This is a genomic window from Serratia myotis (assembly GCF_027474885.1).
Taxonomy (GTDB): Bacteria; Pseudomonadota; Gammaproteobacteria; order Enterobacterales; family Enterobacteriaceae; genus Serratia; species Serratia proteamaculans.
This window is the reverse complement of sequence record NZ_CP099707.1, coordinates 4,105,963-4,127,886: the sequence shown is the minus strand read 5'-3', so window position 1 is coordinate 4,127,886 and position 21,924 is coordinate 4,105,963. Positions and strand designations below refer to the sequence as shown.

At 58.2% G+C, this 21,924-nt stretch carries 15 protein-coding genes; 3 read left to right on the top strand and 12 right to left on the bottom strand.

Annotated features, from left to right (window positions below; translation table 11 throughout):
• Position 1 precedes the first annotated feature (1 nt).
• Positions 2-388 (top strand): type II toxin-antitoxin system VapC family toxin, encoded by a 387-nt coding sequence (locus NHG65_RS19460; RefSeq protein ID WP_499182561.1) that lies wholly within the window; start codon positions 2-4, stop codon positions 386-388.
• A 6-nt stretch (positions 389-394) separates the two neighbouring features.
• On the opposite strand, the gene baeR is transcribed toward NHG65_RS19460, so the two are convergent.
• Genes baeR through NHG65_RS19430 form a run of 6 tightly spaced genes read right to left on the bottom strand, consistent with a single transcriptional unit; the run spans position 395 to position 11,368 of the window.
• Positions 395-1,111: an envelope stress response regulator BaeR gene (gene baeR, locus NHG65_RS19455; protein ID WP_112348660.1), complete on the bottom strand. Its 717-nt coding sequence runs from the start codon at positions 1,109-1,111 to the stop codon at positions 395-397.
• A complete protein-coding gene (gene baeS / locus NHG65_RS19450; RefSeq protein ID WP_099062613.1) occupies positions 1,111-2,493 on the bottom strand; it encodes an envelope stress sensor histidine kinase BaeS in 1,383 nt (460 codons plus the stop codon). The genes baeR and baeS overlap by 1 nt, the downstream gene beginning before the upstream one ends.
• Entirely contained in the window at positions 2,490-3,920 is a 1,431-nt protein-coding gene (locus NHG65_RS19445; protein WP_499182560.1) for an MFS transporter, read from the bottom strand. Before NHG65_RS19445 ends, baeS begins: the two co-directional genes overlap by 4 nt.
• Before the next feature lie 10 nt (positions 3,921-3,930).
• Positions 3,931-7,011 carry a multidrug efflux RND transporter permease subunit MdtC gene (gene mdtC / locus NHG65_RS19440; protein ID WP_219016766.1) on the bottom strand — a complete coding sequence of 1,027 codons (3,081 nt, stop codon included), beginning with the start codon at positions 7,009-7,011 and terminating at the stop codon, positions 3,931-3,933.
• Positions 7,008-10,127 carry an MdtB/MuxB family multidrug efflux RND transporter permease subunit gene (locus tag NHG65_RS19435; protein WP_207979904.1) on the bottom strand — a complete coding sequence of 1,040 codons (3,120 nt, stop codon included), beginning with the start codon at positions 10,125-10,127 and terminating at the stop codon, positions 7,008-7,010. Before NHG65_RS19435 ends, mdtC begins: the two co-directional genes overlap by 4 nt.
• The gene (locus NHG65_RS19430; RefSeq protein WP_499182559.1) at positions 10,127-11,368 is read right to left on the bottom strand and encodes an MdtA/MuxA family multidrug efflux RND transporter periplasmic adaptor subunit; all 1,242 of its coding nucleotides are present in this window, start codon (positions 11,366-11,368) and stop codon (positions 10,127-10,129) included. Before NHG65_RS19430 ends, NHG65_RS19435 begins: the two co-directional genes overlap by 1 nt.
• A 382-nt stretch (positions 11,369-11,750) precedes the next feature.
• On the opposite strand from NHG65_RS19430, the gene NHG65_RS19425 reads away from it, so the two are divergent.
• A complete protein-coding gene (locus NHG65_RS19425) occupies positions 11,751-12,704 on the top strand; it encodes an aldo/keto reductase (protein WP_261416911.1) in 954 nt (317 codons plus the stop codon).
• 24 nt (positions 12,705-12,728) lie between these two features.
• Here the strand turns inward: NHG65_RS19425 and NHG65_RS19420 are convergent, their stop codons facing one another.
• Positions 12,729-13,295 carry a GNAT family N-acetyltransferase gene (locus tag NHG65_RS19420; protein WP_261416909.1) on the bottom strand — a complete coding sequence of 189 codons (567 nt, stop codon included), beginning with the start codon at positions 13,293-13,295 and terminating at the stop codon, positions 12,729-12,731.
• A 49-nt stretch (positions 13,296-13,344) separates the two neighbouring features.
• Positions 13,345-14,697: a molecular chaperone gene (yegD, locus tag NHG65_RS19415; protein WP_112348669.1), complete on the bottom strand. Its 1,353-nt coding sequence runs from the start codon at positions 14,695-14,697 to the stop codon at positions 13,345-13,347.
• Positions 14,698-14,863: 166 nt separating this feature from the next.
• On the opposite strand from yegD, the gene alkA reads away from it, so the two are divergent.
• The gene (gene alkA, locus NHG65_RS19410; RefSeq protein WP_499182558.1) at positions 14,864-16,360 is read left to right on the top strand and encodes a DNA-3-methyladenine glycosylase 2; all 1,497 of its coding nucleotides are present in this window, start codon (positions 14,864-14,866) and stop codon (positions 16,358-16,360) included.
• Positions 16,361-16,365: 5 nt separating this feature from the next.
• Here the strand turns inward: alkA and NHG65_RS19405 are convergent, their stop codons facing one another.
• The 4 genes from NHG65_RS19405 to NHG65_RS19390 form a co-directional block, all read right to left on the bottom strand.
• On the bottom strand, positions 16,366-16,716 hold the full coding sequence (locus NHG65_RS19405) for a DNA-binding protein (protein ID WP_099062604.1): 351 nt from the start codon (positions 16,714-16,716) through the stop codon (positions 16,366-16,368).
• Positions 16,717-17,000: 284 nt separating this feature from the next.
• Positions 17,001-19,592 carry a diguanylate cyclase gene (locus NHG65_RS19400; protein ID WP_413478402.1) on the bottom strand — a complete coding sequence of 864 codons (2,592 nt, stop codon included), beginning with the start codon at positions 19,590-19,592 and terminating at the stop codon, positions 17,001-17,003.
• Between the two features lie 162 nt (positions 19,593-19,754).
• Positions 19,755-21,188: a magnesium transporter gene (gene mgtE / locus NHG65_RS19395; protein ID WP_099062603.1), complete on the bottom strand. Its 1,434-nt coding sequence runs from the start codon at positions 21,186-21,188 to the stop codon at positions 19,755-19,757.
• Positions 21,189-21,378: 190 nt separating this feature from the next.
• Positions 21,379-21,558, bottom strand: coding sequence for a YfgG family protein (locus NHG65_RS19390; RefSeq protein ID WP_129936405.1), 180 nt, complete (start codon positions 21,556-21,558; stop codon positions 21,379-21,381).
• Positions 21,559-21,924: the final 366 nt, after the last annotated feature.

Sequence of the window (21,924 nt, the reverse complement as noted above, 5' to 3'; positions counted from 1 at the left end):
CATGTACATGTTTGATACCAATACGGTCAGCCAACTGTTCCGTCGGCATCCCCGCTTATTGCGCGTAATGGAAAAGATCCCGCCGTCTGCGGTCTGCATTTCCAGTATCACGGAGGCGGAATTGTTGTATGGCGTAGCCAAGCGGCAAAGTTTGGCGCTAAAAGCGGCCGTGGCGTCATTCCTGGATTCCGTGACGGTGTATGCCTGGGACCGGGAAGCCGCGCATTGCTACGGAACGATGCGGGCGGATATGGCGAAAAAGGGGCGAGTAATGGGGGCTTTGGATCAGCTTATTGCCGCACACGCGCAGAGCCGTGGTGCGACAATAGTGACTAACGATAAGGCGTTCGCCATGGTGCCGGGGCTGAGGGTCGAAGACTGGACCTAGAACCGGTTACAGCCCATTCACCAGCCGACAGGCTTCGGCTTCCCAGCGGTAACCCACGCCATACACCGAGCGGATAAAGGATTTTTCGCCGTCGATCAGCTCCAGCTTGCGCCGCAGGTTTTTGATATGGCTGTCAATAGTGCGGTCGGTCACCACCCGGTAGTCATCATACAGATTATTCAGCAGTTGCTCGCGTGAGAACACGTTGCCCGGCTGGCTGGCCAGCGTTTTCAGCAGGCGGAATTCCGCCGGGGTGAGATCCAGCATTTGGCCCTGATAGCTAGCCTGAAAGCGCGGTTCATCAATATGAAGCTGGGTTTCTTCCTGCGTATTATCCAGCGGGCGGTAGCAACGGCGCAGAATGGTTTTCACCCGGGCGACCACTTCACGTGGGCTGTAAGGTTTGCAGATGTAATCATCTGCGCCGATCTCCAGCCCCAGCAGGCGATCAATTTCTTCAATTTTCGCTGTCACCATCACCACAGGAATGTCGGTAAAGCGGCGTAGTTCGCGGCAGACGGTCAGCCCATCGGAGCCCGGCAGCATCAGATCCAGCAGGATCAGTGCGGGGGCACGTTCATGCACTGCCGGCACGACTTCGCTGCCATTGGTCAGCCAGCGCGTGGCGTACCCTGCGGCCTGCAGGTAGTCCACCAGCAGTTGGCCAAGTTTGGGTTCGTCTTCAACAATCATAATTTGCAACGGCTGGTTCTGGGTTTCCATCATGACGCCTTATTCATTACCGGGACGGCGAATTCTACTGTAATCCGCACGCCGCCCAAAGGCGAGTGCTGTGCGTAGATCGTCCCGTTGTGTGCTTCCACTATGTTTTGACAGATCGACAGCCCCAGTCCGGAGCCGCCGCTGGCACGATTACGCGAACCTTCGGTACGGTAGAAGCGTTCGAAAATGCGCGCCAGTTGCTCATCATTGACGCCTGGCGCGCTGTCCTGCCAGTAAATCCGCAGGCGGCCTGGCAACGGCTCTGCACCGATTTCCAGCTTACCGCCGGCGTCGGTATAACGCAGACTGTTTTCCAGCAGGTTGTTAAACAGCTGATTAAGCCTGTCCGGATCGCCAAACAGCGATGCCTGTTCAGGCAACAGAGTCACGATTTCCAGCCCCTTGGCGCGGAACCGGTCGCGGAAGCTGGCGACTGCAATTTGCAGCAAGTGCACACAGTCGACTGGTGATTTACGGTAAGCGAGCGCGCCGAGATCGGATAACGACAGTTGGTGCAGGTCATCTACCAGCTTGGTCAGGGTGGTGACTTCCGCCAGCAATGAGCTGAGTGAGGCCGGGGTAGGTTGGCGCACGCCGTCTTGCAAGGCTTCAAGTTCGCCGCGCAACACCGCCAGCGGGGTACGTAATTCGTGCGAGACGTCGGCCATCACGGCACGCCGCATCTGTTCATTTTTTTCCAGTGAGGTGGCGAGCTGGTTAAAGTCCTGCGCCAGTCGCCCCAGTTCATCCTGGCTGCTGACGGCCACACGGGTGCCGAAATCCCCCGCAGCCAGGCGATGAGTACCTGCTACCAGGCGTTTGACCGGCGCCAGTAATCCGCGCGACATCAGCCAGGTCACCGCCGCTGCCAACAGCGTGGAGAGGGCGACAATCATCCAACTGGTGCGCCTTTGCTGTTGGTCGAAGTTGATGTCGGTATTGCGCGTCAACCTCTCAACCGGGGTGGTGATCACCCAGCCGACAATTTCATTGTTATAGCGGATCGGATGGCGCGGGCCTTCCTTCGGCAGCGGGCCGGAATGCCCGACCAGCCGGTTAAACTGGCTGTCTACCACCCAAAACTGGGTGCGCCAGCCTTTAGGTGGCAGATTGTGGCTGCTGTCGCTGTTCTGTTCGAACGAACGCATGATCTGGTAAACCACCTGATCGTTATTGCGCAGAAAGACCCAGTTGCCGTGGCGGCTGTACTGTTCTTCCAGCGCTTCACCCAGCATATTGATACGCTGCTCGTTGCTGTTCTTGATGTAGTCGATAAAACCGCGCTCGAAGCTGACACGCACACCCCAATGCATGGTGATGAGCACCAGCATGCAGGTGGCGAAGATCGCCATGAACAGTTTACCGGTAATGCCTATTTTCATTGCAACCTCGTGGAGCCGGTGCCCGGCTCTTTGGTCAGCGTACGGTTAGTCGTGGTATCGGCCGGGACACGGGCGAAGGCCAGCGCAGGCAGGGCGATGATTAACGCCATGCAGCAGTAGCTGTAAATAAAGGCGCTGTGAATCGCCGGGCTGCCGGTGATCACCTGCTGATGGGCAAAGCTGCCGATCAGAATACCGGCGATGCTGACGCCAAGGCTCATCGACACTTGCATCACCATCGACAGCAGGCTGTTGCCGCTGCTGGCCAGCCGATCAGGCAAATCTTTCAGCGTCAGGGTATTCATGGCCGAGAAGCGCAGCGAGTTGACCATGCCCTGGAAGAACAACACCACCGGCAACAGCCAGATCCAGCCGAGCATGGCGACCAGCGGGAAACTCAGGCTGATCAACGCCAGCATCAGCGTTGCGGCCACCAGCACGTTGCGGTAACCGAAACGGTTAACCACTCGCACCACGATGCGCTTCATCCCCATACTGCCAATAATCATCGGGATCATCATCAACCCGGCGTGGAACGGGGAAAACCCCATGCCGACCTGCATAAACAGCGGCGTCATAAACGGCAACATGCCGCTGCCGATACGGCCCAGCAGGCTGGCCGTCAGCCCAACTTTATAGGTCTGGGTTTTGAACAACCGCAGCGAGAACAGCGCCCGGCTGTTGCCGTGAGCATGCCACCAGTAACCGGCCAGCGCCGCTACGCCGGCTACCACCAGGCCGCCGATGGCGGTGGCCGACAACCCCATTCCCTTGTGGCCGTCAAGCGCCAGCGTCAACGTCGCCATACCGATAGCCAGCATGATAAAACCGCTGATGTCGAAGCGCCGGGTCTGCATGCGGTAGTTGGGCATCAGCAGCAGCGTGGCGATGGCCCCGGCAATCCCCACCGGAATATTGATCAGGAAAATCCAGTGCCAACTGGCGTACTGCACCAAAAAGCCGCCCAGTGCCGGCCCCATTAGCGGGCCGATTTGGCCGGGCAGGGTAACAAAGGTCATCGCCGCCATATACTGTTCGCGCGGGACGATTTTCATCACTGTCAGCCGACCGACCGGCACCATCATCGCGCCGCCGATACCCTGCACCACGCGTGAGGCGATCAGCTCATTCAGGGTTTCGGAACGGGCACAGAGGATCGATCCCAGAGTGAACAGCACGATGGCACTGAAGAACACCCGCTGCACGCCAACCCGATCCGCCAGCCAGCCGCTGGCAGGCAGCATCACCGCCACCGTCAGTACGTAGGAGACGATTACCGATTGCATGCGCAGCGGATTCTCCCCCAGGCTGACAGCCATCGACGGCAGGGCGGTGTTGACGATGGTGGTGTCCAGCGTCTGCATAAAGAAGCCGAACGCCACAATCCAGAGTTGCCACTGTACTGAAGCAGTGTGTTTTATAAGCATCAATCAGCCATTATTGGGGCAAAGGATCCAGTTTCTTGCCGCGACGGAACTTCATCTGCAGCCGGTCAAAATACAGGTAAATCACCGGGGTGGTGTACAGCGTCAACAGTTGGCTGACGATCAGGCCGCCTGCGATGGTGATACCGAGCGGCTGGCGCAGTTCGGCGCCGTCACCGTGGGTCAGTACCAACGGCAATGCACCGAACAGCGCCGCCAGCGTGGTCATCATGATAGGTCTGAAGCGCAGCAGGCATGCCTGGAAAATGGCGTCTCGCGCACTAATGCCGCCGTTGCGCTGCGCATCCAGGGCAAAGTCGACCATCATGATGGCGTTTTTCTTCACAATACCGATCAACAACATAATGCCAATCAGCGCAATCAGGCTGAACGGCGCGCCAAACAGCTCCAGCGCCAGCAGCGCCCCCACGCCGGCAGAGGGCAGGGTGGACAGGATGGTCAGCGGGTGAATATAGCTTTCGTAGAGAATGCCAAGCACGATATACACCGTGGCGATGGCGGCGGCGATCAGCAGCAACTGGGATTTCAGCGTTTCCTGGAACACCTGTGCGGTACCGGCGAAGGCACCGCGCACGGTGGCGGGGACGCCGAGTGCCGTCATGGTACGTTCCACGGCGGCGGTGGCATCGGACAGGCTGCCGCCATCCGGCAGGTTAAACGAGATGGTCGAGGCGGCCGACAGACCCTGATGGTTAACCGACAGCGGTGCATTGGCCGGTTGCCAACGGGCGAAGTAGGACAGGGGAATAGCCTTGCCGTCCTTGTTGATCACGAACATCTTGTCCAGCGAACTGACGTCCTGGGTATAGGGCGGTGCCACTTCCATCACCACTTTGTACTGATTGAGCGGCTGATAGATGGTCGAAATCTGGCGCTGACCGAAGGCGTTGTTCAGCAGGCTGTTGGCGTCAGAGACCGAAATACCCAGCCGGGCCATCGTCTCGCGATCGTAAACCAGATCCATCTCCGACCCTTTGTCCTGCTGATCGGAGTTGACGTCTGCCAGCTCTGGCAAGGCGGCCAGTGCGGTACGGATCTTCGGTTCCCATTCACGTAACGCGGCGAGGTCATCTGCCAGCAGCGTGTACTGGTAGCTGGCGTTAGCCTGCCGACCGCCGACGCGGATATCCTGTACCGCCATCAGGAACAGGCTGGCTCCCGGCTCTTTGGCTAATTTGGCGCGCAGCCGGGCGATCACTTTTTGTGCATCATCGCTGCGTACCGACAGGGGTTTCAACGAAATAAACATCGAGCCGCTGTTGGTGCGTGACCCCCCGGTAAAGCCGGTGACGTTTTCCACATCCGGATCTTCACGCACAATCTTCATAAAATCTTCCAGCTTCACGCGCATCGCCTGGAAGGAAATGCTCTGGTCAGCCTGGATAAAGCCCATCAGCCGACCGGTATCCTGCTCCGGGAAAAAGGTTTTTGGAATGCTGACATACAGCCACACGTTGAGCGCGATGGTGGCCAAAAACACCGCCAGCACCCAGCGCGAATGGCCAAGCACCCAGCTCAGCGAGCGACCGTAGCCCTGTTGCAACGCCAACAGCATTTTACCGAAGCCGCGTACTCGCCTCTGCGAGCGCGGCGGCTGGTGGCGCAGCAGGTAGGCACACATCATCGGGGTTAGCGTCAGTGAGATAATCAACGACAAACCGATCGACACCGACAGGGTCACGGCAAACTCGCGGAACAGACGGCCCGGCAGGCCTTCCATCAGCAGCAGCGGAATAAACACCGCCACCAGCGACACGCTCATCGACAGCACGGTAAAGCCGACTTCACGCACCCCGACCAGCGCCGCGTTGACCGGCTTCATGCCGGCCTCAATGTGGCGGGAAATGTTCTCCAGCACCACGATGGCGTCGTCGACCACGAAGCCGGTAGCGATGGTCAATGCCATCAGCGACAGGTTATTCAGGCTGAAGCCGCACAGATACATGGCGGTGAAGGAACCGATCAGCGATACCGGTACGGCGACCGCCGGGATCAGCGTAGCGCGGCCGGAACGCAGGAAGATAAACACCACCAGGATCACCAGCCCAATGGCAATCACCAGCGACTGTTCTACCTCGGCCAGCGAGGCGCGAATGGTCGGCGAGCGGTCCTGGGCGATATTCAGTTGGATTGACGCCGGAATGTTGTCTTGCAGCGCGGGCAATTCGGCGCGAATACGATCGACGGTTTCAATGATGTTGGCATCCGGCGCCCGGCTGATGGCCAGAATAATCGCCGGTTTGGCATCGGTCATCCCGGCGTTGCGCACGTCCTGTACCGAGTCGTTGACCGCAGCCACATCACTCAGGCGCACCGCCGAGCCGTTGTTATAGTGAATAATCAGTGGGCGATAAGCCTCGGCAGTTTTCAACTCGTCGTTGGCCTGGAGCTGCCAGCGCTGCTGAGGATCTTCCACCGCGCCCTGCGGCCTGCGCACGTTGGCATTGCTGATGGTCTGACGCACCGCATCGAGCGATATGCCCTGATTGAACAGGGCGCTCGGGTTGAGTTCGACCCGCACCGCAGGCAGCGAACTGCCGCCGACCGAAACGTCACCCACTCCTTCAGTCTGGGCGATTTTCTGCGCCAACTGGGTAGAGGCAAAGTCGTAAAGCTGGCCCTGGCTGTAAGTATCCGAGGTCAGCGTCAGGATCATGATCGGCGCGTCGGAGGGGTTGACCTTACGGTAGCTGGGGCGGCTTGGCATGCCGGTAGGCAGCAGGCTTTGCGCCGCATTGATTGCCGCCTGTACGTCACGTGCGGCCCCGTTGATATCACGGTCGAGATCAAACTGCAGGATCACTCGCGTGCTGCCCAGTGAACTCATCGAGGTCATTTCATTGACCCCGGCAATTCGGCCCAGTGCGCGTTCCAGCGGCGTCGCCACCGATGAGGCCATGGTCTCTGGATCGGCACCCGGCAGCGAAGCGCTGATCGAAATCACCGGATAGTCGACCTGCGGCAGTGGGGAAACCGGCAGCAGGCTGAAGCTAATCACGCCGCTGATGGCGATGGCCAATGTCAGCAGCGTGGTGGCGACTGGCCGGTAGATGAACAGGGCAAAGAATTTCACGGCAGCTCCTGCGCATCCGGCTGGTGGCGAGTGTTACGCGCCAGCTTGTCAAACAGCAGGTAGATCACCGGGGTGGTGAACAGCGTCAGGATTTGGCTCATCACCAGTCCGCCGACCATACAAACCCCGAGCGGGTGACGCAGTTCCGCGCCGACGCCGGTACTGAGCATCAACGGCAGTGCGCCCAGCAACGCGGCCAGCGTGGTCATCAGGATCGGCCGGAAACGCAGCAGGCAGGCCTGATAAATCGCGTCATACGGCGTCATCCCCTGCTCACGTTCGGCGGCCAGGGCGAAGTCGATCATCATGATGGCGTTTTTCTTCACGATACCGATCAGCAGGATGATGCCGATAATGGCGATCACGTCCAGTTCGCTGCCGGCCAGCATCAGCGCCAGCAAGGCACCGACCCCGGCAGTGGGCAGAGTAGACAGAATGGTCACCGGGTGGATAAAACTCTCATACAGCACGCCCAGCACGATATACATCGCCACCACCGCCGCCAGGATCAGCCACAGGGTGCCGCCCAGCGCTGCCTGGAACGCCAGTGTTGCGCCCTGGAACTGGGTGGTGATGTCTTTTGGCATATTGAGGTTTTTTTCCGCCAGGGTGATGGCATCGACCGCTTCACCGAGCGAATAATTGCCCGCCACGTTAAAGGAGATGGTGGCCGCCGGGAACTGATCCAGATGGTTAACCGACAGCGGCCCGAAGCGCTGCTCAATTTTGGCAATGGTGCTCAGCGGTACTATGGTGCCGTTGCTGCTGGTCAGGCGGATATCATTCAGCGCCGCCAGCCCTGGCGTGCTGCTGACGTCATGTTCCAGCACTACGCGGTATTGGTTGGCCTGGGTGTAAATGGTGGAAATTAACCGCTGGCCAAAGGCGTTATACAACGCATTATCCACGTCGCTCATGCTGATGCCGAGTCGGGAAGCCGAATCGCGATCGACATTGACATAGGCGACCAGCCCCTGATCCTGCCAGTTGCTGGTCACGTCCGCCAACTGCGGGGTTTGTTTCAGCTCCGCCATCAGTTGCGGTACCCACAGGCTCAGATCGTCCAGCGACATCGCTTGCAGGGTGAACTGGTATTGGGTACGGCTGACCTGGGTATCGATGGTCAGATCCTGCACCGGCTGCAGATACAGCTTCACGCCGGGGAACTGCGCGCTTTGCTGCTGCAGGCGGGTGATGATGGCCGGAATGCGGTCTGCGCGTTCGCTTAAGGGCTTGAGGTTGATCTGCAACCGGCCACTGTTGAGCGTGGCGTTGGTGCCGTCAACGCCGACAAATGACGTCAGGCTTTCCACTGCCGGGTCCTTGAGAATTTCTGCCGCCACCTGCTGTTGGCGTTCCGCCATATTGCTGAACGACACGGATTGCGGCGCTTCCAGCGTGCCCTGAATAATGCCGTTGTCCTGTACCGGGAAGAAGCCTTTTGGGATGATCAGGTACAGCAACACGGTGAGCACCAGCGTGCTGAACGCTACACCCAGAGTCAGCCAGGGATGATTCAGCACCGTTTTCAGCCATTTGCCGTAGCGGGCGATGACCCGATCAAAGAAACGCTCGGAGGCCGCGGAAAAACGGTTCTGCTTACGCAACGATTCGTGGCTCAGCATGCGCGCGCACATCATCGGTGTCAGCGTCAGCGAAACCACGGCGGAAATCAAAATTGCTACCGCCAGCGTCACGGCAAACTCACGGAACAGCCGACCGACGATATCGCCCATAAACAGTAATGGGATCAGCACCGCCACCAGCGAGAAGGTCAGTGAGATAATGGTGAAGCCGATTTCACCGGCGCCTTTCAACGCCGCGTCGAGCGGTTTCTCCCCCTTTTCGATGTAGCGCGAGATGTTCTCGATCACCACGATGGCGTCATCGACCACAAACCCGGTGGCAATGGTCAGCGCCATCAGCGTCAGGTTGTTGATCGAAAAGTTCAGAAAGTACATGGCGGCGAAGGTACCGATCAGCGATAGCGGTACCGCGACGCTCGGAATAATGGTGGCAGGCACGTTGCGCAGGAACACGTAAATCACCATCACCACCAGCGCTACCGCCAGCAGCAGTTCGAACTGTACGTCGCTGACCGAGGCACGAATGGTGGTGGTGCGATCGGTCAGTACCTTGACGTCGACCGACTTCGGCAGGCTTTTAATCAGCGTTGGCAGCATCTCGCGGATGCTATCGGCGGTGGTGATCACGTTCACCCCCGGCTGACGCTGAATATTCAACACAATGGCCGGTTGCTTGTTGGCCCACGCCGCCAGCCGGGTATTTTCTGCGCCCTGTTCGATGGTGGCGATATCCTGCAGGCGGATCGCCGCGCCGTTTTGGTAGGCGACAATCAGTTGGCGGTAATCGTCGGCGGACTTCATCTGATCGTTGGCGGACAGCGTGACCGAACGGGTTGGGCCATCCAGGCTGCCTTTGGCGGAGTTGACGTTGGCATTGCTGATGGCGGTGCGGATGGTTTCGCTGTCCAGGCCGTAGGCGGCGACGGCTGCCGCATTAAGCTTCACGCGTACTGCCGGTCGCTGACCGCCGGAAATCGTGACCAGCCCAACGCCGGTGACCTGCGATATTTTCTGCGCCACGCGGGTTTCCACCATGTCTTCCACCTGGGTCATCGGCATGGCGGATGAGGTTACGGCCAGCGTCAGGATCGGTGGATCGGCGGGGTTAACCTTGCTGTAAATCGGCGGGTAGGGCAGATCGCTCGGCAACAGGTTGGTGGCGGAGTTGATCGCCGCCTGCACTTCCTGTTCGGCGACGTCGAGCGGCAACTCAAGCTGGAATTGCAGCGTGACTACCGAGGCACCGCCGGAGCTTTGCGACGCCATCTGTTTCAGGCCGGACATCTGGCCAAACTGGCGTTCCAGTGGGGCGGTGATGGCAGAAGTGACCACATCCGGGCTGGCGCCAGGGTACAGCGTGACCACCTGAATGGTCGGATAGTCGACTTCCGGCAAGGCGGAAACCGGCAGGGCGCGATAGCCGATAATCCCCGCCAGCAGGATGGCCACCATCAATAATGTGGTGGCGACCGGGCGCAGAATAAACAGGCGGGATGGGCCGCCGCCGGGGTTAGGTGGCATCACCTGCATCAGGATTTCCCCTGAGCGCGCGGTGGATGGCTGGGTTTGGTGGTGGTCGCAGCCGCCTGCGGTGTCACCACTTCGACCTGCATGCCTTCAGTCAGACGATCGATACCGTCGGTAACCACCCGATCGCCCACGTTCAGACCGGCGTTGATCACCACCTGTTGGCTGTCCTGCATGCCGGTAGTGACCAGGTGTTTGTTGACTTTGTTCTCTTCACTCAGGGTCCAGACGAAGTTGCCTTCGTTGCCCATTTGCAGCGCCGCGGTTGGGATAACGGTCGCATCATGCAAGGTTGCCACTTTCAGCCGGGCGTTAACAAACTGATTGGGGAACAGTGCGTCGTCCTCGTTGGTAAAACGCGCCTTCAGTTTGATGGTGCCGGTGGTGGTGTCGATCTGGTTATCCAGACTCAGTAGCGAACCGGTCGCCAATTGGCTTTGGTTGGTGCGATCCCAGGCTTCGACGCTGACCGGGCCGGCTTTTTGCGCCTTGATCAAATCGCTGATATTGGCTTCCGGCAGGGTAAACACCACGTCGATAGGGTGAGTCTGGGTGATCACCACAATGCCGGTGGTGCTGCCGCTGGTGATGTAATTACCGACATCCACCAGCTTCAGGCCGACGCGGCCGTCGATCGGTGCGGTGATACGGCTGTAGGTGATTTGCAGTTTGGCGCTGTCGACCGTGCCCTGATCGGCTTTGATCGCCCCTTCTGTCTGTTGCACCAAGGAAAGTTGGGTATCCAGATCCTGGCGTGAGACCAGATTGGTTTTCGCCAGTTGCTGATAACGCGCCAAATCACGCCGGGCGTTGGCGAGCGTGGCCTGATCTTTGGCCAGTTGCCCCAGCGCCTGGGTCAGTTGTACTTCAAACGGGCGTGGGTCGATTTCAACCAGCAGATCGCCGGCCTTGACCTGTTGGCCTTCGGTAAAGTGGACTGCCATCAGTTGGCCGTCAACCCGGCTGGTGACGGTCACGGTGTTGGCGGCGGTGGCGGTGCCCAGCCCGGAAAGATAGCGCGGTACCGTCTGCTGCGTAACGGTCGCGGCCTGCACCGGTGACATGGGTGCCCCACGTCGGCCACCGGCAGCTGGGCCGCTACCTGCATGGCGCGCACCTGGTGCGGTAGCCGTAGCCGGTGGTGAAGCGCTGAAGTGACGCCAAATCAGCACGGCGGCAATAGCCACAATGACCACCACCAGCAGGCGCAGTATCAGTGAACGACGTGGGTTTTTTGCATTCATGGCGGCGAAAATATCTCCAAAAGGGCAGGCGTGCGGGCACTCATTGCCTCAAAAGTTACACTCCTTACAGGATACTAGTTTAGCCAGCAAAGACGGCATAAAGATGAAGGAAATATGGAGGAACCGTCAGCATTGTCCGAATATATCCTTCATCTTTCAAACCGCAGCGTCGTTGGCTGCGCACATTCACCCCAATCACTTACCTCAGTAAGCTCATGGGGACTCCTGTACTTGCCGCCTGGCTGCAATTTGAAAGCTATAGGATATAAATTGATTATATTTATAAGTGATTTGTTTCGGCTTATAGCCAATGCGTTTTAGCCTGCCTTCCGATTTTGCGCTAATAATTAACCTGCAAATCATTAACCCCATGGAGCATGCAATGAGCAACAGAGAACTGGGCCGTTCGGGCATCAAAGTGCCGGCATTAACCTTCGGCGGTAACGTGTTCGGCTGGACGGCGGATCGCGAAACTTCCTTCAGCCTGCTGGATGCACTGGTGGAAAATCAGCTTAATTTTATTGATACCGCCGACGTGTATTCGAGCTGGGCACCGGGCAACCAGGGCGGCGAGTCCGAAAGCACGATTGGCCAGTGGCTGAAAAAAAGCGGCAAGCGTGATCAGGTGATCATTGCCACCAAGGTCGGCAAGCCGATGGGGGAAGGGAAGCAGGGGCTGTCGCCGCGCTATATCCAGCAGGCGGTCGAGGATTCACTGCGCCGTCTGCAGACCGACTATATCGACCTTTATCAGTCGCATGATGATGATCGGGATACGCCGCTGGCGGAAACCCTGGCGGCGTTCGATGCGTTAATCAAGGCCGGTAAGGTACGGGTGATCGGTGCCTCCAACTATCAGGCCGATCGTCTGGAAGAAGCGCTGAAAGTCAGTGAGCAGGAAGGGCTGGCGCGTTACGAAACCCTGCAACCGGAATATAACCTGTATGCGCGCGAAGGTTACGAACAAGGTTTGGAAGCGGTGGCGCAACGTCATGGCCTGGGGGTAATTAACTTCTTCTCGTTAGCCAGCGGCTTCCTGACCGGAAAATACCGCAGCGAGCAAGATATTGGCAAGAGCCAGCGTGGTGACAGAGTGATTGAGCAGTATCTCAATCCGCGTGGTTTTAAAATCCTGGCGGCGTTGGATAGCGTTGCGGCGAAACATCACACTTCACCGGCGCAGGTTTCGCTGGCCTGGTTGATGGCAAGACCGAGCATCACCGCACCGATCGTCAGCGCCACTTCGCTGAAACAGTTGGATGAGCTGATTAGTGCCACCCGACTGCGGTTGGAGGCTGAAGATATCAGCGCACTGAACCAGGCCAGCGCCTGGTAATATTTCTAACAATCAGCGGCGGGATTAGCCGTGGAGTTTTTCCCGCCAGGTTTGTTGTGCCAGCCGATACAGTACATGTTTTTGCAACGGATGGCCTTGCGGCAGTCGAGGGTGCAGGAAACTTTCGCCATGGGACATCATGCCAATGCGTTCCATTACCCGGCTTGATGGCTTGTTGCTTTCGGCGGTAAAAGACACCACTTCAGCCAAATCCAGCTGTTCGAAAGCGTAGCGCAGTGCCGCCTGGGCAGCCTCAGAGGCATAACCTTTGCCCCAGTACGCTGCCGCTAACCGCCAGCCGATTTCTACGCAGGGTGAGCAGGGCAGATCGTCCGCCGGGATCGCCAACCCGACAAAACCGATAAAAGGCGCGCCATCTTTTTCTTCCACCGCCCATAAACCCCAACCGTTTTGCTGCATAAACTGACGGATCTTGTCAGCCTGCGCGTAGCTTTGCTCGGCTGTCAGCGGGGCAGGGAAATAACGCATCACCTGTGGATCGGCATTGAGTGCGGCGAATGCCGGCAGGTCTTGGTCGCGCCAGGCACGTAACAGCAACCGGTCACTCTCGAAGGGGAGTATTTCACTCATCGACTTGGCTCCAGTGAACAAAGGCGCGGCAAGCCGCGCCTTCTGGTCATTAACGGAACAGCGTTTGCGCCCAGCGTGCCAGCCCGGCGGTGACCGAGCCGAAGTCGTTACCGCCGACGATAGGAATGCCCGGCAACTGCTGTTGCAGCGCGGCGCGCAGCAGCGGTGAACGTGCGCTGCCGCCGGTGAGATAAATCACCTGTGGTGCGGTCTGGCTGCTGGCCAGCGCGGCGCTGACCTGTTCCTGAATGCGCAACAGCGGCTGCGAAATAGCCTCGGCAAGCTGATCCTGGCTGATGGTTTCCGCCAAATCAGCCTGGACGAAAGCCAGCGGTGCGCTGATGTTTTGCTGCGCAGACAGGGCGATTTTACTCTCCTCTGCCGCGCGCACCAAACGGTAGCTCAGACGTTGCTGGTGGACTTTCAGCAGGCGTTTGACCTTTTCCGGCTCGGCGGCATCGCGGATCAAATCTTGCAGCATGCGGCCATTGGCGACGCTGTAAAAGTCGTTCTGCGCCGGCACGTCGTTGGTGGCGACGGCGTTCCAGTAGGGCAGCGCGGGCAGGGCGATACCCTTCCCGGTTTCGCCGCCCATGCCGAACAGCGGCATCAGCTGTTTGAATGCCAGCATGATATCCAGATCGTTACCGCCTACGCGGCAACCGCTGTGGCCCAGCAGGCTTTGCTGGCGATCGGCGCGGTCACGCCATTGCGGCCCCATCAGCAACACTGAACAGTCGGTAGTCCCGCCGCCAATGTCTACCACCAGCACGGTTTTCTCTTCGCTCAGCGTCGCTTCAAAGTCCAGCCCTGCCGCGACCGGCTCGAATTGGAATTCAATGTCCCTGAACCCGGCACGTTCGGCTGCGCGCTGCAAAATGCCCTGCGCCTGCTGGTTGGCCTCTTCACCACCCATGCCCTGGAAGTTGATCGGGCGACCGATGACCGCCTGGCTGATGCTGTCCTGCAGAACGTTTTCTGCCTGGCGCTTGATGTGGAACATCATGGCGCACACCAGATCTTCAAACAGTGCGATCTGCTGCGGCTTCAGGCCGTTGGCACCCAGGAAGGATTTCGGTGAGCGAACAAAATACACCTCTTCCGGATCTTCAACGTAGTGCGCCAATGCCTGCAGGCCAAACAGCACGCTGTTATTCGCGACCGGAATGTCTTCCTCGCGATTGTAGTTGATCGCCCGGCGCAGCAGTTGCTGGTTCTCTTCGCTGCCGGTCGGCACCTGCCAGTGACGGTGCAAGCACTCGCTCACGGCTTCCCGCGTCGGCGCACACAGCATCGACGGTAAATAGGGTTCGTTGTTTTCCAACGTCAGCAGCTCGGGGCCGTTATCACGCATCACTGCGACGGAACAGTTGGCCGTTCCGTAATCGAATCCAATAAACATGTCTTTTCTCACTCCCCATGCCGATGAAGGGGGGCGACTTTACCCGAGACTTGCCCCCCGGGCAATGTGTGAGCGCGTAACTGACGAAAATTTTAGCGGCGAACGGGAGTACATGCTTAACTTAATGTCCGAATCCCGCACGTCAGCGCATCAGCCGAGTCGCATAATGAACAAAAAACTGACCCCGAGCGTGGCCATGAAAAACCAACAGCAGGCGTTGTATCAGGCACTGAGTGCGCGCGATCGCAAATTCGATGGCCGCTTCTTCGTCGGCGTTTCTTCGACCGGCATTTATTGCCGCCCGGTGTGCAGTGCCCGCACGCCGAAGATCGAGAACTGTACTTTTTACCCGAGCGCGGCGGCGGCGGAGCTGGCGGGTTTTCGCCCCTGTCTGAAGTGCCGGCCAGAGTTGGCACCGGGGCTGGCGTTGATCGACCTCGGCAATCGCTACGCTCAGGTGGCGGTACAGTTGATTGAACAAGGCTATCTGTCGGAGCACAGCTGCGAGCAACTGGCCGCGCGGCTGGGGATTTCCGATCGCCACCTGCGGCGCATTTTTGCCGATCAGTTTGGCGCCTCGCCGATTGATTATGCCCAGTCGCACCGGCTGTTACAGGCCAAACGGCTGTTGGCGGATACCGATATGCCGCTGAGTGAAGTGGCGTTTGCCGCCGGTTTTGGCAGCCTGCGACGCTTTAACGAGTTGTTCAAGGCGCGCTACCGGCTGATCCCCTCGGCGCTGCGTAGCAGCAGCGGCCGTAATGAGCGTACCGTCGCGAGCGGGTTGGTGTTTCATTTGGGCTACCGGCCACCCTATGACTGGCCGCGCATGCTGAGCTTTTTGCAAACCCGTGCGGTGAGCGGGGTGGAACGGGTTGAGGGGCAACAATATTTGCGGGCGATCGCCATTACTCAGGGTGGCATTGACTATCACGGTTGGGTCAGCGTACAGCCGGAGGAAGTCCGCAATCGGGTGCGGGTGGAGATCGCTCCGGCGCTCAGCCGGGTAACCACGGAGGTGTTACGCCGTATCCGCCAACTGTTCGATCTGGATGCCGCACCGGATCTGATCACCCAGGCCCTGGGAGCCCTGGCCGCCGATGCGCCGGGCCTGCGGCTACCCGGCTGCGTCAACAGTTTTGAACAGGCGACCCGGGCAGTGCTCGGGCAGTTGGTCAGCGTCAAGATGGCGGCGACCTTTGCCGGGCGCATGGCGGAACGCTGGGGAACGCCGTTGGAACAGCCCTACGCCGGCATTACCCATGTGTTCCCCAATGCTGAGCAGGTGGCACAATTGCAACCTGAGGAACTGCGTCCGCTGGGGGTGCAATTAAAACGCGCAGCGGCGCTGATCGCCATTGCACGGGCGGTCACCGAAGGGCGGTTGCAGTTGGATAACGTGCTGGATATTGAGCAGGGGATCAAGGCATTGACCGCGTTGCCGGGAATTGGCAGTTGGACGGCCAGTTATATCGCTATGCGTGCCTGGTCATGGCCGGACGTCTTTTTGGCGGGAGATTATCTGATCAAACAGCGCTTTCCGGAGATGACGCCACGCCAGATTGAAAACTATGCCGAACGCTGGCGGCCATGGCGCTCTTACGCCACGCTGCATCTGTGGCATAACGATGGCTGGGTACCCTCAACGGACACTGACGGCTAGCCGCGCTACTCTTCGGCGGCAATGCGCGCCAGCAGGCTGTCGATCCCTTCACGCATCAGGAACGTCAGGACTTTCTCGCGTTCGCTTTCGCTAAGGTGATAGTAATACTCAACCCATACCGCCAGCGGATCCTTACGTTCAACCTGATATTCTGCGGGATCTTCTTGCAGTATCAACAGGCTGCGTGCGCCGATCGGCAGGCTGTCAATGTGGTATTCCACCGCTTTGCCCTGTACGCCTTTTCGGCGGCGGCTGATCCAACCTTCGCGGCGGGCCATCAAATTGATGCCCTGTGGCGAGGAGGGCAGTCCTGCAATGCCGGTTAGCTCTCTGGCGGCAAACCACTCGTTTTTCATAGCCATTATCCCTGAGCAATCACGTTTAAAGATGGGGTGGAAATTAACGCGCGTGCTGATTTCCGTATCGAGGTATTGTTTAAACGATTAACTTTGACCCGTTAGTTATACCACTAACCTCAGGTTGGCTAAGCAAAAAAAAACGTGATCGGGGGGCTGTGACCCAATGACGCCATAGCCCGAAAAACGGGAGAGTGGGGCAGAATGAAGGGGAATGGGGGGAGCGAACGCCACGGTCACCGCCGCGGCGTCGTGCGGTCAGTGCTTGTTTCAGGTCCCTGTGGCTAACTTTTGTGGTGTGGTGCGCCTGGAGTCAGTATCTTTTTTTGTCGTGCTTCGTACAGATAGACCTTCCCGCGACCCTGATGCTTGGCGGTGTAGCAGGCGAGATCGGCCTTAGCCAGCAGTTCACTGCTCTTGCCGCTATCTGCAGTGATGCAGGCGATACCCGCGCTGGCACCGACGTGATAAACCTTGTCTTCCCAATAGAACGGATGCTGGCCGATGTAGTTCACCAGTTGTTGCATCAGGGATTTGGCCTGCTCGGATGAGCAGTCAAACAGGATCAGGCCGAACTCATCGCCACCCAGCCGAGCCAGACAGTCGCTGTGGCGCAGATGGTGTTGCATCAGCTGCGCGATTTCCTTCAGCAACGCATCCCCTGCCGCATGGCCGGCACTGTCATTGACCGTTTTAAAACGGTCGAGATCGAGGAACACCAACGCATGCTGGCGTTGTTGCTCAACGGTGCCGGCGATGGCGTTTTTCAACCGTTTCTCAAAACTGGTGCGATTGGGCAGGGTGGTCAGGGCATCGTGAGACGCGCTGTAACTCAGCTTGCGCATCAATTCGCGTGAGACGGTAACATCTTGCAGCACCATCACTGCCCCCATCACTTCATCATTGAGGGTTTTCAGCGGTGATACCGATTGCTGAATGTCGAAATGGCGGCCATCGCGGCTGTGCAACACCAGGGCATAATCTGCCGAAAGCTGGCGGTTCTCCTGCAGGCAGCACTGAACCGGGTTTTCGACTTCTGCGCCGTCTTTGCCGTTGGTCAAACGTACTACCCCGGCGATCGGCATGCCAACCGCCAGGCTCAGTGGCCAGCCACACATCTGCTCGGCCACCGGGTTCATAAAGGTAATCTGCATCGCATCGTTGGTGGAGATCACACCTTCGCCGATGGCATCGAGGGTGATGTGCAGACGCTCTTTTTCCTGGTGGAGCGCTTCGGTCAGGTTGCGCACTTCCGTCATGTCGATGTTGGTGCCGATCATGCGCAGTGCCTTGCCCTGTGCGTCCAAAATGACATTGCCCTGACCGCGGATATGGCGCACTTTTCCTTCGCGGGTGAGCAGCCGGAATTCCAGGATAAACGGCCGCGGCTGATCCAGCAAAGAGGACATCTCAAGGTCGGTACGCTCACGATCTTCCGGCAGCAGCAGCGTCCGCCACAGCGACATCGTTGGCTTCTGGTCCGGGCTGAGATCATAAAGCTCAAACATGCGCTTGTCCCAGGTGAGTTCTTCGCCGTCCATCACCCACTCCCAAACGCCGATCCCCCCGACCTGATTGGCCAGGGTAATGCGCTCCATCAGTCGGTGATTTTCTGCTGAGGTGCGTTTCAACTCGCTGATGTCTTCCACCTGAGAAATAAAATACAGCGGCAGGCCTTCGGCATCGCGCACCATCGATACCGCCAGCAGCGTCCAGACGTGCTCCCCGTCGCTGCGGATATAGCGCTTTTCCAGGGTGTAGCTGCTGATATGGCCGTCGAGCAGGTCGCGCAATTGCACCAGGTCGGCATTAAGATCGTCCGGGTGAGTGATTTCCTGAAACGTCAGGCGTCGCAAGGCCTCCGGGGTGTAGCCCAGCAGTTTGCATAACGCCTGGTTGACCTGCAGCCACTGTCCCTGCGGCGATACCAACGCCATGCCGATGGCGGAATATTCCAGCGCATTACGAAAACGGATTTCGCTCTCGACGATATGCTGCTTCTCTACCCGGAAAGCGTGCATCACCATCGCCATCGCATGCGCCGGGATCAGAATCAGCAGGATCGGCAGGTAGATTTCAATGTCGCTGAGCGGCGTCGTGGGGATACGGAAATGCAATAACCCGAATGAAATCATCACGGTGATCATTACCGTGGTGCAAAAGCAGATAGTGAAGGCTTCCAACCGTGGCAGGGCGATCGCCGCCCACAGCAGCGGCAGGATGACGAAGGTAAACGGAAAGGGCAGGTGGGCCAGCGCCAGATAACCAAAAACCAGCGACGCTATCAGTGCCAATAACAGCGGGAACGGGTTCAGCTGTTCCAGCATGCGGCGGCGGTACACCAACCCGATGGGGGCCAGCGACAGCACGCCAATGGCTTCCGAAATAAACCAGGTGTTAAACGACTGCCAGAAGCTTTGCTCGGGAGCCGGCGCCCACCAGGCGGCCAGCAAGGCGCTGAACAACGGGGTGAAGATCACCGCACAGACCACAAATTTCAGCCAACTGGCCAGGCTGTTCAGCGGATCGTCCGGTAACAGCATGCGACGCAGTAACAGAGTACAGACTACGGCCTCCAGCAGGTTGATCAGCGACAGTTTGACCGGCAGCCAGCTAAAACCGTACAGGAGCGTGCTGGCGGTGACAATGGAGACACCGCTGGCCAGCAAGGGCAAACCCCACTGGTGCGGTGAGTGGCGGTATAGCACCGTGATGATAGCGGCGGTCGGGAACCACAGCGGGGTAAAGTGACTGGATTCGTTGGACAACGTCAGGCACAGCAGCGCCAACAGGAAAACCACGGCGGCCGCCAGCAGGGTATGCATCAGCAGTGCGCCTTTGCGCGTGGTGAGATGATTCGGTGCGCTGATATCCATAAACAACCTTAACGCTGGCATCTGTCACTGAACGACGTCATGACGCGGATGAGGTGGAGAGTTCATTGCCAAAGGGTAGTACAGCGCGGCAAGAAAGCCTACTGAATCAGGCGGTTTTAGTGAGCGGTGGCAAAAGCCGGCGTTGTCGCCGGCCGTCAGGATTCAGAGCAGGAAAATGGTGGCCAGACCGAGGAAAATAAAGAAGCCGCCGGTGTCGGTCAGTGCGGTGATCAATACGCTGGAACCGACCGCCGGATCGCGCCCCATTTTTAACATGGTCATTGGGATCACCACCCCCATCAGCGCCGCCACCAGCAGGTTGAGGATCATCGCCAGCGTCATCACGCCGCCCATTGCCCAGTCGCCATACAGCAACCAGGTGACTATCCCCATGATCCCGCCCCAGACCACGCCGTTGATGATGGCGACCCCCAGCTCTCTGAACATCAGGCGGGAAATATTGCCGACCTCAATCTGATGCAGTGCCAGCGCACGAACGATCATGGTGATGGTCTGGTTGCCGGTGTTACCGCCGATTCCCGCGACGATCGGCATCAACGCGGCCAGCGCCACCAGTTGCGAAATCGTGTGTTCGAACAGGCCGATAACGCGTGAGGCAATAAACGCGGTACACAGGTTGATCGCCAGCCAGGCCCAACGGGTTTTCACCGCTTTGCTGACCGGGGCAAACACGTCTTCTTCCGGGCTTAAGCCCCCCATGCGGCGCAGGTTGCTGTCGCTTTCTTCGTTGACCACGTCAACGATCTCTTCAATGGTCAGGCGGCCCATCAGCTTGCCTTTGGCATCGACCACCGGGGCGCTAATCAGGTCATAACGTTCGAACGCGCTGGCGGCGGCCTCGGCTTTATCTTCCGGCAAAAAACGGGTGGGATCGCTGTCCATTACCGTCTGCACCAGCGTTTCCGGATCATTTAGCAGCACGGCGGTGAGCGGCAATTCGCCCAACAGGGTATTTTTACGATCGGTGACAAAGAGTTTATCGGTGGCTGCCGGAATGGTTTTGCGCAGGCGCAGGAAGCGATGTACCGCCCCCAGGGTGACGTCCGGGCGCACCGTAACCAGTTCAAAGTCCATCATCCAACCGACGGTGTCTTTACCGTAGTGGATCATCTCGCGCACCTGCGCGCGTTGCTCCGGATCCATCGAGGTCAGCAGGCGACCCATCAGGTTACGCGGCAGGTATTGCGCCAGATAGGCCTGTTCATCGACGTCCAGCGTTTTGATCGCTTTGAGCAGGTCTTTGTCGCTCATCTCTTCGATCAGGCTGTCCCACACCGGTTCGGCCACTTCCACCAGCGTCTGGCCGCGTTTGGCGTTGCCGATCAATCGCCATACTGCCAGGCGCTCGTCCTGCGGCAGGGCTTCCAGCAAGTCTGCCAGGTCAGCGGCGTGCATATCGTCCAGCAGGCCGGTGATTTCAGCAGTCTGGTTTAGCAGTTCACTTTTGCTGAGGGCATTTCCATCCCCTGGGCGACCGAGAATGCCGTCGACCAGGTCTTTGTTGTTTAACAGCAGAGAAAGAATGCGCTGGCGATACTCAGCGACTTTTTGAACGTTATGCGTTGCGGCTGACATGGTATTCCTTACTGGCACTCGGTGATCCTTACAGACGGACTCTGGACAACATAGAGCATAGTGAATGTAGGCGTCATTTTTATGAAATGGGTGCAGAAGCTGAGGAATAAGTAAGGGGCCTGGCATGCCGATACGCCGGCAGGCTGCTTAACTATTCGCAAGCCCTGCAGAGAAGCTCGAGTCTGTGGGTTCAGGGGGTTGTGTCCTGGTTTTCGCCGCCGATCTCGGTGGTGCTTTGATAAGGAGCGAGCTTTTTTTCCTGATGATGGGGCACCGCGACAACCGCGGCATACAACAGACGGCCGACCAAAATGATAAAGCTGATAAACAGCACTATTTTCGTCATCTGTCCGGTGGTTTTTTTACGCATATATCACCCGGCCATGCCGGTTTCCTGTGTTATACCCGCGGCCTTGCCAGCGGGAGAGGGCGATTACATTTTCCTCGATCCTGTCTGGGGATGGCGGGTGATTAAAGCCGATAAATTGTAACCGGAATTTTAGCTATCGATGACAAATATTGTCTATTTATTTCCGGACGGCAAAACCAGGTATTTCACCGGTGTTTAACTCGGGTTTGAGTTTGTCACTGGGATCAGCGGGTTAAGGCAATACAAAATATGGCTTTACATATTATTACCCAACTTTTCTTTTTTGATTGATCGCAGTCAAGCCTCCGCTGACCCCAGCGCCTAAAATTCCCCCCATTCCCCTGTCGCATATGTTATTTTCACTTT